The organism is Streptomyces sp. NPDC037421, from assembly GCF_055602105.1.
In genome coordinates, this window is sequence record NZ_JBVJWV010000039.1 from 1 (window position 1) to 11,965 (window position 11,965).

The following is an 11,965-nucleotide window of genomic DNA, read 5'->3' on the forward strand; positions in this document are numbered from 1 at the left end:
AGCCGGTGTCCAGGAACACCACGTCCACACCAGGAGCGACCCGCGAGGCGAGGTGGGCGACGACCGCGTCCTCCATCGAGGACGTCACGCAGAACTTCTTCCCGAAGGTCTCCACCGCCCACCGCAGGACGTCCGGCGCGGATGCGTCCTCCAGGTCGCGGCCCGCCTGCTCGGCCAGTTCTCTGAGACCGACGTCTTGAGTAGTGGTCATATCTCGTCCCCTCCAGCGGTGTTGGACTGAACCCCCCGGGCCAGCAGCCCGAGGTACTTCAGCTGGAAGGCTCGGTTGCAGGCCCTGCATTCCCAGGCGCCGTGGCCCGTCTCGTGGGGAAACAGGTCCTCGTCGCCGCAGTACGGGCAGTAGAACGGTGCGGCGCGCTCGCTCATGAGAGGCTCGCGTCGCTGGCGCGGCCGACCCAGGCGGCGAAGCGCTCGCCGTCCTCGCGCTCCTCCTCGAAGCGCTTGACGACCCGCTCGACGTAGTCGGGCAGCCCGGCCGAGGTGACCTTGAGGCCGCGGACCTTGCGGCCGAAGCCGGCCTCCAGGCCGAGGGCGCCGCCCAGGTGCACCTGGTAGCCCTCCACCTGGTTGCCGTCGTCGTCCAGGACCAGCTGGCCCTTGAGACCGATGTCCGCCACCTGGATACGGGCGCAGGCGTTCGGGCAGCCGTTGATGTTGATGGTGAGCGGCTCGGCGAAGTCCGGCAGGCGGCGCTCCAGCTCGTCGATCAGCGAGGCGCCGCGCGCCTTCGTCTCGACGATGGCCAGCTTGCAGAACTCGATGCCGGTGCAGGCCATCGTGCCGCGGCGGAACGGGGACGGCTTGACCCGCAGGTCCAGCGCTTCCAGGGCCGCGACGACCGAGTCGACCTGGTCGGCCTCGATGTCGAGGACGATCATCTTCTGCTCGGCGGTGGTCCGCAGGCGGCCGGAGCCGTGCTGCTCGGCGACGTCCGCGATCTTGGTGAGGGTGGCACCGTCCACACGGCCGACGCGGGGCGCGAAGCCGACGTAGAACTTGCCGTCCTGCTGCTGGTGCACGCCGACGTGGTCCCGCCACTGGCCGCTGGGCTGCTCGGGAGCGGGCCCGTCGGTCAGCTCGCGCTTCAGGTACTCGTCCTCCAGGACCTGGCGGAACTTGGCCGCGCCCCAGTCGGCGACGAGGAACTTCAGGCGGGCGCGGGTGCGCAGGCGGCGGTAGCCGTAGTCGCGGAAGATCGAGATGACGCCCTCGTAGACGTCGGGGACCTCGTCCAGGGAGACCCAGGTGCCGAGGCGGACGCCCAGCTTGGGGTTGGTGGACAGGCCGCCGCCGACCCAGACGTCGAAGCCGGGACCGTGCTCGGGGTGGTTCACGCCGACGAAGGCGATGTCGTTGATCTCGTGCGCCACGTCGAGCAGCGGCGAGCCGGAGACCGCGGACTTGAACTTGCGGGGCAGGTTGGAGAAGTCCGGGTTGCCGACGATGCGGCGGTAGATCTCCTCGATGGCGGGGGTGCCGTCGATGATCTCGTCCTGGGCGATGCCGGCGACGGGCGAACCGAGGATGACGCGGGGCGTGTCACCGCAGGCCTCGGTGGTCGACAGGCCGACGGCCTCCAGACGGCGCCAGATCTCGGGGACGTCCTCGATCCGGATCCAGTGGTACTGCACGTTCTGGCGGTCGGTGAGGTCGGCGGTGCCGCGCGCGAACTCCTCGGAGATCTCGCCGATGACGCGGAGCTGCTCGGTGGTCAGCCGGCCGCCGTCGATGCGGACGCGCAGCATGAAGTACTTGTCGTCCAGCTCCTCCGGCTCCAGGATCGCGGTCTTGCCGCCGTCGATCCCGGGCTTGCGCTGGGTGTAGAGGCCCCACCAGCGCATACGGCCGCGCAGGTCGTTGGGGTCGATCGAGTCGAAGCCCGTCTTGGAGTAGATCGTCTCAATGCGCGTCCGCACGTTGAGACCGTCGTCGTCCTTCTTGAACTGCTCGTTGCCGTTGAGGGGCGTGTGGTGCCCGACGGCCCACTGACCCTCGCCGCGGTGACGGCCGGTCTTGCGGCGCGCTGCGGCTGCGGGGGCGGCTGCGGGCGTTTCAGGGGTGGCGGCCATGGCGGGTACGTCCTTCTTCAACGGCTCTAGGTGGAGGCAGGGGGGAGCGGCGGCGCGCCCCTGTCACGCTGGAGTCTCTGAGCAGGTGTGGCCGATTTGCGCCCGTGCGTCGGGGTTGCCGACAGGCAGGGGGCGGCGTTCGGCCTCAGGGGGCTTGCGGGTGATCGACGCGTCCGCGGCGGCGGGGACTGCGGCGATGTGCGGCGGGTGCTGGTTCCGTCAGCGCGCCGGACAGATGGCGCTGGACATGCGGCCGAGGTCGACGTGCCGCCGACTCACCAAGGCAATTCCAGCTCCATTCATGGCCGAAGCGTGTCATGTGCCGATTGGAGGAGTCCACTACTGTCCACGATCCGGACGAAGTCGTCCCGGATCCTGAGATCAGGTGACCGGCGTCACCTTCTCGGTGCGCCGCTCGCACGGCTCGGCCGCGGGCGGCCTCCCGGCTTCGCGCCGCTGCGCCGGACTCCGTCCGGCGGGCCCATGGCTGGTGCCGGTGGCCGTCTGCCGCTGGGTGGGCCGCTGCGCGGGGCTGGTCCCCGCTGCCCGGACGCGCGCCTCGATCGCCGGCGGGGCTGGAAGTGCCCCGGGGCTCCGCCCTGGACCCCGCGGGCGAGGCCGGTGAGGGGGTGGGGGCGGGGTGGGGTGTCGTCCGGGACCAGAACGAGATGAATACGGCGCGCGGTACCTCGCACATCCGCATCCGGATCGGGCGCCGAACATCGAAGCCCGTCCCGGACGGCACCCCGCCCCGGCACCGGCCCCGGCCCCGCAGCCGCCCACCGGGCACCCCGCCCGGCAGGGCCCCGGCACCGCCCCGGCCAGCCACCCGCCCCGAACCCCGCCCGGCCAGGGCAAAGGCCAGGGCAAGGGCCCGGCCAGGGCAACGGCTCACCCGTACACCCCCCGGCCAGGGGCTACGCTCCGGGCCAGGGCCCCGGTGTGGGGGTTTCTTCCTTTGCTTCCGTCTCCGTCTTGAAGACCTTGAAGCCGCGGCGCAGGTAGTTGTCCATCGCCGTCGGCCCGTCCTGGCTGCACGTGTGCACCCACACGCGGCGGGTCGGCTCGCGGTCCGGCCAGCGGGACGCGAGGTCCCAGGCGCGGGCCGTGCCGAAGGCCAGGAGGTGCCCGCCGATGCGGCGGCCCCGGAAGTCCGGCAGGAGGCCGAAGTACATGATCTCGACCACACCGTCGGGCTGCGGGTCCAGCTCGACGTAGCCCGCCGGGGTGCCGCGGTCGTACGCGACCCACGTCTCCACGCCCGGCCGCTCCAGCAGCTCCACCCACTCCGCGCGGGTCAGCGACAGCCGGTCCGTCCAGTGGATGTCCCCGCCCACCGAGGCGTACAGGAAGCGGCTCAGCTCCGGGGACGGGACCTCCGCGCGGACGATGCCGATCTCCGGGCCCGGCACGGCCGCCGGGACGAGGTCCGACGGCGAGGTCATCTCTAGGGACCAGGTGGTGAGTGTGATGGTGCTCATGCCGTTCAGGGAACCACGGGCGCCCCGCCGCGGCCCAGGCGGGCCCTGATCACGGCCGGGGCGGTGGAGTGGGGCAGCAGCCGGCCCGGGTCCGCCGGGCGGATCAGCTCCACCTCCACGTCCTCCGCGAAGCGGTACGGCCGGTGCGTCAGCACCCCGGCCAGGTGCCGCCGCACCCGGGACAGCTCGGCGCGGACCGTCACCGTCCGCGTCGGGTCCCCGAACAGCTCGGCCGCCAGCTCCGCCGCCGAACGCCCCCGCGGGGTCTCCGCCAGCAGGAACAGCAGCTCCGCGTGGCGCGGGCTCAGCTCCTGGGACCAGCTGCCGGCGGCCCCGTACACGGTCGCCGACCAGGACCGGGGCCGGCTCAGGTCGAGCACCACCCGGCTCACCGCCGGCGCGGCTCCACGCGGCTCGGCCAGCCGCAGCAGCCAGCCGCCGGGCAGCGGCTCCGCCACGCAGTCGCCCAGCTGCGCGACCCACACCGGCCCGGGGCCCAGCCCCTTCGGCAGGGCCACCCGGTCGGCGGGGGCCAGCCCCGTCACGGCCGCCGTCCAGCCGTGCGGGTCCACGGCCAGGGCGCGCCCGGGCAGCCGGGCCAGCAGTGGGGCCGCCACGGCCCGCAGCCGCTCCAGGGACTCCAGGTGCCGCACCCGCAGCTCCCGCTCGGCGAGGCGGGCCACTGAGCTCACCCACGCCAGGGTCGCCGGGTGCATGGTGGCCAGCGGGCCGCTGACGTCGACCACGCCCAGCAGCCGCCCGTCCCTCGGGTCGTGCACGGGGGCTCCGGCGCAGGTCCAGTCGTGGTGGCTGGAGACGAAGTGCTCCGCCGAGAACACCTGGACGGGGCGCCGCGTCACCAGGGCGGTGCCCACCCCGTTCGTGCCGACCACGGCCTCGTCCCAGTCGGCCCCCACCGCGAAGCCCAGCCGGTCCGCCTTGCGCAGGATCGACCGGTGCCCCTCCCGCCACAGCAGCCGCCCGTCCGCGTCGGCCACGACCATGATGTGCAGGGCCTCGTCCAGCGCGGGCAGCAGCCCCTCGCGCAGCACCGGGAGGACCTCCCGCAGCGGCGAGACCTGCCGGCGCTCCTCCGTCTCGGCGGCGGACAGCATCCGCGAGCGGGCGTCCCGGTCGGGGTGCACCCCGCCGGCGAGCATCCGCCGCCAGGACTCGGCGATCTCGGGGCGGGGGGCGGCCGGCGGGCGGTCGCCGGCCAGCGCCGCGGCCCGCACCCCCTTCAGCAGGCGCGTCGCCTCCCGCGCGTCCATGGCCGAGATGCGCGCCACGTCGACCGTGCTGCCTGCGGTGTTGGCCACCGGAACCTCCCCGTGCTGAACAGGACGTACTGCGCAAGCCGCCCCCCGTGGCGCACGCGCGTACTTCCCGGGCACATGCGGCGGGCGAATTCCGAGCCGTAAGGAATGCAGGGTTGCAACGGTATGCAACCCTCGCCAACCCCCGGTCACCCGACCGAAACTATCGGCACGCCGCCGAGCGGCGTGACAGCTCCTTCCTCGGGGCTCTTGGACCAGGGGTGGCGCCGAGTCGGCGCGGCGCCACCCCTGGTCCCACCTCCACGGGCTCGGATCCGGTGCTGAGCGCTCCGGCGGCCGCGTAATGGTTTGGGGACCACCGCGGCCTGGGAGCACGGTGGTTTGGGGACCGCCGTCAGCCCGTGATCCGCGCCCGTGCCACCACTGTGGCCAGGTCAAGGCTGTGCGGCAGCGTTCCGAAGGCCGCCCCCCAGTCACCGCCGAGCCGGGACGCGCAGAACGCGTCCGCCACCTCCGGCGGGGCCCAGCGGACCAGCAGCGAGCCCTGGAGCACCAGGGCCATCCGCTCCACCACCCGGCGGGCCCGGGCCTCGATCCCGTCGAGGTCGGCCAGCTCCGTCAGCAGGTTCTTGATCGCCGCGTCCAGCCGGTGGTCCGCGCCCCTGGCCAGCCCGACCTCCTGGAGGAAGGCGTTCAGGGCCTGCGGCTCCCGCTGGAGCGCGCGCAGCACGTCCAGGGACTGCACGTTGCCCGAGCCCTCCCAGATGGAGTTGACCGGAGATTCGCGCAGCAGTCTCGGCAGTCCGGACTCCTCGACGTAGCCGTTGCCGCCCAGACATTCCAGGGCCTCCGCCACCATGGGCGTACACCGCTTGGTCACCCAGTACTTCGCGGCGGGCACCGCGAGGCGCAGGAAGGCCCGCTCCTGGTCGGTTCCCGCGTCGTACGCGGCCGCGAGGCGCAGCGTCAGGGCGGTGGCCGCCTCCGACTCCAGGGCGAGGTCCGCGAGGACGTTGCGCATCAGCGGCTGGTCGATGAGCGGTGATCCGAAAGCAGAGCGGTGCTCCGCGTGGTGGACGGCCTGCGTCAGCGCCTGCCGCATCAGCGAGGCCGAACCGATCACACAGTCCAGCCGGGTCGCCGCGACCATCTCGATGATGGTCCGCACCCCGCGGCCCTCCTCGCCCACCCGCCGCGCCCACGTCCCGGAGAACTCGATCTCGCCCGACGCGTTCGACTTGTTGCCCAGCTTGTCCTTCAGCCGCTGGACCGCGAACGCGTTCCGCGTCCCGTCCGGCAGCACCCGCGGCACCAGGAAGCACGTCAGCCCTCCCGGCGCCTGCGCCAGCACCAGGAAGCCGTCCGACATCGGCGCCGAGCAGAACCACTTGTGCCCGGTCAGCACGTACTCCCCGGACGCGTCCAGCGGAGCCGCCGCCGTCGTGTTGGCCCGTACGTCGCTGCCCCCCTGCTTCTCCGTCATGCCCATCCCGAAGAGCACCCCGGCCTTCTGCCCGGCCGGCCGCAGCCCCTCCTCGTACGCGTGCGAGGTGAGCCGCGGCTCCCACTCCGCCGCGAGCTCCGGATCGGTCCGCAGTGCCGGCACCGCGGCGTGCGTCATCGAGACCGGGCAGCCGTGCCCCGCCTCGGCCTGCGACCACAGGAAGAAGCCCGCCGCCCGCCGCAGGTGCCCGGCCGGCCGGCCCCAGGCGTCCGTCAGCCCGGCGCCCACCGCGTGCCCGAGCAGCCGGTGCCACGACGGGTGGAACTCCACCTCGTCGATCCGGTTCCCGTAGCGGTCGTGCGTCCGCAGTACCGGCGGGTTCTCGTTCGCCTCCCGCCCCCATTGCTGGGCCTGCGCGGAACCGGCCGCGCGCCCGAGCGCGGTGAGCTCCTCCCGTACCTCGTCCCGGAGTTCGGGGGCCGCGTCGGCGAGGTGCCGCTCCACGCCCTCGGTGAGGGCCCGGTCGCCGAGGTAGACCTCGTACCCGACGAGCGGCGGGGCCTGGTTGCTGACTGTGTGGGTGGTGGCTGCCATGCGGATACCGTAAGGACGTGCAGCCAGCAAAAGAAACACCCGAGGGGATCCCGGTACGACCGGGAAGGCTCCACCGGGCCCGCGTCCTCTACCGCAACGTCTCCAAGCGCAAGATGGGCTGGCTGCTCCTCAAGGACACCGTCAACTCGTGCATCGAGTACCGGATCCTCGGCCTCGCCGCCGAAGCCGCCTTCTTCACCCTGCTCTCCCTGCCCCCGCTCTTCCTCGGCCTGCTGGGCCTCCTCGGCTACGTGGACGGCTGGACGAACACCCAGTCCGTGGCCAGCATCGAGGAGAACATCCTGGGGGCGGTCGGCACCGTCCTGTCCGACCGGGGCGTCAACGACATCGCCAGACCCATGCTCGACGACGTCACCAGCCGCGGCCGCCCCGACCTGATCTCCCTCGGCTTCGCCTTCGCGCTGTGGTCCGGCTCCCGCGCCGTCAACGTCTTCATCGACACCATCACCGTCATGTACGGGCTCGACGGTCAGCGCGGCATCGTCAAGACCCGGCTGCTCGCCTTCCTCCTCTACGTGATCGCCCTGCTGATCGGCGCGATCGTGCTGCCGCTGATGGTCGTCGGGCCCGACGCCGTCGTCCGCCTGGTGCCCTGGAGCACGGAGGTGATCGCCGTCCTGTACTGGCCGGTGGTCACCCTGCTCTCCATCGCCTTCCTGACGACGCTCTACCACGTGTCCGTCCCCGTCCGGTCGCCGTGGATCGAGGACGTGCCGGGCGCGCTGGTCGCACTCGCGATGTGGGTGCTCGGATCGTTCCTGCTGCGGATCTACCTGACCAACACCGTGGAGGGCCCGACCATCTACGGGTCCCTCGCCGCGCCCGTCGCGATCCTGCTGTGGATCGGCATCTCGGCCTTCGCGGTGCTCGTCGGCGCCGCCGTCAACGCCGCGATCGACCGGGTCTGGCCCTCGGTGGCCACGGCCGCCGCCCGCGAGGCCAACGAGCGGGTCCGCGAGGCCGAGGCCGCCCAGCTCATCGCCCGCGCCGCCGCCTGGCGGGCCCTGGCCGAGGGGGAGTCCGAGGACGACGAGGACGCCGGGATGCCCTCGGAGTTCCCCGAGCGCTGGTCGAACTTCCTGCCGCCCGACGACTACGCCTCCCGCCTGCGCAAGCACTGACGCCCTCCCGAGGGCTGTCCCGTAACCCCCGGGGAGGTCCCCGGCCGCGCCTTCACCGGGCTCCGCCCGGCTCCCGGCACAGCGCCCGTGCTCGGCGAGCGCCGGCTGCGCCGGCGCTCGCCGGACGCCTTCGGGTACGGCCCCCGCACCCCGGGCCGGGTGCTGCGCCTCCAGATGGCCCCGGCCCGGCGCTGGCCGGCGCAGGCCGAGGTGGCCTGCGCCGCCGGGTACGCCGACCAGGCGCACCCGGCCCCGCGAGGTCCGCGCGCCGGCCGGGACCGCCCTCGGGGCCTGCACGGCGTCGGCGGGCGCGAACAGCGAGACCCCGCAGCCGTCCGGGTGGAGCACCACCGCGTAGCCCCGGCCCCAGAAGGCGTCCCAGGGCTTCGGGTGCCCCTCGTACCCGGCACCCGTCAGCTCCGCGTACAGCGCGTCCACCTCCGCGGGGGACTCGAACGGAGAAGCGAGCTCCCGGCGCTGCGCGCCGCGCGGCGGGGTCCAGGAGGGGTCGAAGGACCGGACGGCCTCCTCCGTGTCCCCGCCGATCCGCAGCCCGCCCGGCACCGCGCCTCGCCGGGTTCTCGTTTCACCGGCCCGCGCCGGTGTCAGGACGCCCTGCGCCGCCTGAGGGCGTAGAAGGTGATTCCGCCGAGCAGGAGGACCCCGGCGCCGGCACCGCTCAGCAGCACGATCCCGCTCGCGCCCGAGTCGTCGTCCTTCGCGGCCGCCGTCGTGCCGCCGGTGCCGCCCTGTCTGCCGCTCCCGTTCGCACCGGGCGGCGAGGCGCCCTGCGCGGTGTCGTCACCGAAGAAGAACACCGGGCCGGTTCCGGGGCGCGGGGTGCCGGTGACGTCCACGGTCAGCGAGACCGGTACGACGATGCCCTTCGCCTTGTCGTCCGGCTCGGCGACCTGCGCCTGGATGTAGTACGTGCCGGGCACGTCGTATCCCTTGGAGCCGGAGCCCGTCGAGTCGCCCTCGGTGATCTCCCAGGGCCCGCAGACCCGCTCGATGTGCCCGGTCCTGTGCGCGAGGGACTCGGTCACCCTGTTGTCCTCGTTGCACTGTGTCTCCGCGCGCTGCGCGTTGTAGACGGTGACGCTCCAGCCGGTGGTCACGGAGCCGGGGAAGTCGGCCGGGATGTCCACACCGCCCTTGACCGTGAGTTTCTGGCCGTCCTTCACTTCCACGCGCCAGAACGGAGCCTCGCCGACGGCGATGGACTGCCGGTGGGTGCCCGGTCCGATCGGGGTGGCGCTGTTGAAGGAGAAGCCACCCTCGGCGGCCGCCCCGGTGCGGGCCTCCGGAGTCCGCACGCCGGCCCCCTGGGCCGTCTTGTCGGCGATGCCGACGAGAAGCTCGACGGGCATCGGCTTGTCGCCGGACCGGGTCACCTGGTTCTCGACCACGATGCAGCCGGTGTCGTCCGGCGCGGGCGTCTCGTTGCCTGCTCCGGGCTTGCTGCGGCCTCCGGTGGAGATGATGTTCGCCCACCCCATCGACTGGTCGAACTCCCTCAGCCAGGCGCTGGGTTTGCCGTTGCCCGCAGGGCCGGCGGAGACGGCGATGATGGAACCGCGCGAGTACCCCTCCTCGGCGACGGCGGTGGCGCTCACCTGGAGCCGCTGCTCCGGCCGCTTCTTGACCCTGTAGTAGAGGTCGCGCCCCCCGGTGAACTTGTCCAGGTACTGGCCGGGCGTGACCAGAGGAGCGTCCTGGCAGCCGTTGAGGGAGCCCTCGACCGGCTTTCCGGTGGCGTGGTAGGTCCGCCACGCCTTGCGGAACAGGGCGCCCAAGTCGGCGGTCAGCGAGTCGGCGTCGTCGGCGTCCGCGTACGACCCGTCGGTCACGTCGGCCACGCACTTCAGCTGCGCACGCGCCGAGGAGGGCGTCCGGAAGCCGACCACGTCCACGGCGAGGTCGATGCCCTGCGCCTTGAGCTCGCGGGCCACCTCGCACGGAGGCGGCGGCGCACAGGTGTCGTCACCGTCCGAGACCAGGACGATGCGGCGCTTGCCGCTCGCGCCGAGGTCCTTGGCGGCCTCGCGGAGCGAGACGCCGATCGGTGTGAACCCGACCGCCTTGAAGCCCTCGACCCGCTTCTTGGCGTCGGCACGCGCCGCCCGGTCCATCGGGGTGACCGGAAGGACCTGCTGCGTGTCGGCGCAGCCCTGCTTCTTGTCCTGCCCGGGATACGTGGCGCCGTAGACGCGCAGCCCCAGCGGGGCCTGTTCGGGGGCGGTGTCGATGATCCGGGTGACCGCCTGCTTGGCGGCGGCGAGGCGGGTCTGGCCGCCGGCGTCGTTCTCGTTCATCGACCCGGACAGGTCGAGGACCAGGTCGATCCGGGCGGGGTCAGGAGCGCCGGGTGCGGCGGGGGAGGCGCTCGCGGCGGCCGCCGGCGACAGGAGTGCCCCGAGCATCAGCAGGGGAACGGCGGCGAGAGCGAGCGCGCGTAGTCGTCGTGGTATCGGATGCATGAAGATCTCCAGGTGGTCTGCCTGCCGGCCCTTCTCGCGTGCCGGTCAGGGAGCGGAAGGCCTCAGTCGCCGCTGATCTCCGAGGGAGGCAGCGAGGCGAGTGCCTGCAGAGCGTTGAGGAAGCCGCGCCGGTCTTCCTCCGGGAGGCGTGCCAGCAGCCGTTCCTCGCGCTGCCGGATCGCCGACTGGACCGCGTCGCGCGTCCGGCGCCCCGCGGGGGTGAGGGACAGGACGCGCGCCCGCCGGTCCGCCGGATCGGGTTGCCGCCGGATCAGTCCGCGTTCTTCCAGGTCGTCGAGGACGCCGATGATCCGCGTCTTGTCGGCGCCGATCTCCCGCGCCAGCGCGGCCTGTGTCCGTACCGGCTCGTCGTCGAGCCCGAGCAGCACCGCGTACGCCCACATGGCCAGCCCGTGTTCGCGCAGTACCGGCAGTTCGGCGGCCACCAGGGCGCGGCCCAGGGGGATGATCATCGCCGCCAGGTCGGGGCGTCCGTCGGATGTGGTGTTCCCAGCCATGGGGGAGAAGGTACTCGTTGACCTATGGTAGGCATCTACCTATCGTAGGTGCATGCGTATCAATTTGGAAGGCGTGAGGGCTTTCAACGAGCGGTCGGTGCGCGAATGCGTCGCCGTGGTCCGCCGGGTGGGCGCGCAGGATTTGGGCCGTCCCACTCCGTGCTCGGCCTGGAACCTGGGCCAGTTGCTGGAGCACATGGCGGCCCAGCACCGCGGCTTCGCGGCGGCGGCGAGGGCCGGCGGCGGCGACCTGACGCACTGGAAGGCCGAGGTGCCGGGACCGGAATCCGCCGGACGGTACGTCGCGGCCGCGGCGGCGGTCCTTGCCGCCTTCGCCGAAGTCGCCACGGAGGAGCAGGAGTTCGCCCTCCCCGAGTTCGGCGAGGGCGCAGCCTTCCCGGCGGTCCGGGCGATCGGCTTCCACTTCCTCGACTACGTGGTCCACGGCTGGGACGTCAGCCGCGCCCTCGGTCTGCCCTTCGCCCCGGACCCCGCCGTCCTGGACGCCGCCCTCCCCATCGCGCTGGCCGTCCCCATCGGCGCCCACCGCACGCGGCCGGGCACCCCCTTCGCCCCCGGCCTGCCCGCGCCCACCGGCTCCGACACCCTGACCCGAATCCTCGGGCACCTGGGCCGCTCCCACTCCTGGAGCCCGCCCGGCTGACGGAGCGCCACTGAAGCGGGACGACGAGGTCCGGCGACGGATTAATTCGGTGGTGCCGTCGGCCGGGGCCGGATACGGTTCCGGAGGAACGGGGCCGCGTCGGCCCGCAGGCTCCCTGAGGAGCAGGAAACAGGAGGTGAGGACATTGATGACTGTCACGGTGACGGGCACTGCCCGCATTCAGGAGTTCATCATCGTTTCCACCTCCGTGGCCTCCGGCTGACCTCACACTCCTCGCACCGCCGCCGAGCGGGCGCTGCCGGGGCCACCCTGTG

Annotated in this window: 10 protein-coding genes and 2 pseudogenes; 2 read left to right on the forward strand and 10 right to left on the reverse strand. The window is 72.9% G+C overall.

What is annotated here, in order from left to right:
- The 7 genes and pseudogenes from ACZ7IF_RS34135 to ACZ7IF_RS34165 all read right to left on the reverse strand — a co-directional run.
- Positions 1–211: pseudogene (locus ACZ7IF_RS34135) on the reverse strand (phosphoadenylyl-sulfate reductase); the annotation flags it as partial.
- A complete protein-coding gene (locus ACZ7IF_RS34140; protein WP_125815005.1) occupies positions 208–387 on the reverse strand; it encodes a hypothetical protein in 180 nt (59 codons plus the stop codon). The gene ACZ7IF_RS34140 and the pseudogene ACZ7IF_RS34135, both read right to left, overlap by 4 nt.
- On the reverse strand, positions 384–2,090 hold the full coding sequence (locus ACZ7IF_RS34145; protein WP_470979731.1) for a nitrite/sulfite reductase: 1,707 nt from the start codon (positions 2,088–2,090) through the stop codon (positions 384–386). Before ACZ7IF_RS34145 ends, ACZ7IF_RS34140 begins: the two co-directional genes overlap by 4 nt.
- Before the next feature lie 219 nt (positions 2,091–2,309).
- Entirely contained in the window at positions 2,310–2,393 is an 84-nt protein-coding gene (locus ACZ7IF_RS34150) for a putative leader peptide (RefSeq protein WP_312847410.1), read from the reverse strand.
- A gap of 614 nt (positions 2,394–3,007) precedes the next feature.
- A complete protein-coding gene (locus ACZ7IF_RS34155; RefSeq protein WP_470979734.1) occupies positions 3,008–3,571 on the reverse strand; it encodes a GNAT family N-acetyltransferase in 564 nt (187 codons plus the stop codon).
- Between the two features lie 5 nt (positions 3,572–3,576).
- Positions 3,577–4,842, reverse strand: coding sequence for a GAF domain-containing protein (locus tag ACZ7IF_RS34160; RefSeq protein ID WP_470979866.1), 1,266 nt, complete (start codon positions 4,840–4,842; stop codon positions 3,577–3,579).
- 400 nt (positions 4,843–5,242) lie between these two features.
- Positions 5,243–6,886 carry an acyl-CoA dehydrogenase family protein gene (locus tag ACZ7IF_RS34165; RefSeq protein ID WP_470979737.1) on the reverse strand — a complete coding sequence of 548 codons (1,644 nt, stop codon included), beginning with the start codon at positions 6,884–6,886 and terminating at the stop codon, positions 5,243–5,245.
- 17 nt (positions 6,887–6,903) lie between these two features.
- Between ACZ7IF_RS34165 and ACZ7IF_RS34170 the strand changes: the two genes are divergently transcribed.
- Positions 6,904–8,028, forward strand: a complete 1,125-nt coding sequence (locus ACZ7IF_RS34170) for a YihY/virulence factor BrkB family protein (protein WP_470979740.1) — start codon at positions 6,904–6,906, stop codon at positions 8,026–8,028.
- 387 nt (positions 8,029–8,415) lie between these two features.
- Here the strand turns inward: ACZ7IF_RS34170 and ACZ7IF_RS34175 are convergent.
- From ACZ7IF_RS34175 to ACZ7IF_RS34185, 3 genes and pseudogenes are all read right to left on the reverse strand, one after another.
- A pseudogene (locus ACZ7IF_RS34175) lies at positions 8,416–8,592 on the reverse strand (VOC family protein); the annotation flags it as partial.
- Positions 8,593–8,633: 41 nt separating this feature from the next.
- Complete coding sequence (locus ACZ7IF_RS34180) at positions 8,634–10,508, reverse strand: vWA domain-containing protein (RefSeq protein ID WP_470979744.1); 1,875 nt, start codon at positions 10,506–10,508, stop codon at positions 8,634–8,636.
- Positions 10,509–10,570: 62 nt separating this feature from the next.
- The gene (locus ACZ7IF_RS34185; protein ID WP_470979747.1) at positions 10,571–11,026 is read right to left on the reverse strand and encodes a MarR family winged helix-turn-helix transcriptional regulator; all 456 of its coding nucleotides are present in this window, start codon (positions 11,024–11,026) and stop codon (positions 10,571–10,573) included.
- Positions 11,027–11,078: 52 nt separating this feature from the next.
- Between ACZ7IF_RS34185 and ACZ7IF_RS34190 the strand changes: the two genes are divergently transcribed.
- Positions 11,079–11,690, forward strand: a complete 612-nt coding sequence (locus tag ACZ7IF_RS34190; protein ID WP_470979750.1) for a TIGR03086 family metal-binding protein — start codon at positions 11,079–11,081, stop codon at positions 11,688–11,690.
- Positions 11,691–11,965: the final 275 nt, after the last annotated feature.

Coding starts and splice junctions, on each gene's coding strand:
- ACZ7IF_RS34155 (WP_470979734.1), bottom strand. CDS start 3,571: ATGAGCACCATCACACTCACCACCTGGTCCCTAGAGATGACCTCGCCG.
- ACZ7IF_RS34190 (WP_470979750.1), top strand. CDS start 11,079: ATGCGTATCAATTTGGAAGGCGTGAGGGCTTTCAACGAGCGGTCGGTG.
- ACZ7IF_RS34145 (WP_470979731.1), bottom strand. CDS start 2,090: ATGGCCGCCACCCCTGAAACGCCCGCAGCCGCCCCCGCAGCCGCAGCG.
- ACZ7IF_RS34185 (WP_470979747.1), bottom strand. CDS start 11,026: ATGGCTGGGAACACCACATCCGACGGACGCCCCGACCTGGCGGCGATG.
- ACZ7IF_RS34150 (WP_312847410.1), bottom strand. CDS start 2,393: ATGAATGGAGCTGGAATTGCCTTGGTGAGTCGGCGGCACGTCGACCTC.
- ACZ7IF_RS34140 (WP_125815005.1), bottom strand. CDS start 387: ATGAGCGAGCGCGCCGCACCGTTCTACTGCCCGTACTGCGGCGACGAG.
- ACZ7IF_RS34160 (WP_470979866.1), bottom strand. CDS start 4,842: ATGGACGCGCGGGAGGCGACGCGCCTGCTGAAGGGGGTGCGGGCCGCG.
- ACZ7IF_RS34165 (WP_470979737.1), bottom strand. CDS start 6,886: ATGGCAGCCACCACCCACACAGTCAGCAACCAGGCCCCGCCGCTCGTC.
- ACZ7IF_RS34180 (WP_470979744.1), bottom strand. CDS start 10,508: ATGCATCCGATACCACGACGACTACGCGCGCTCGCTCTCGCCGCCGTT.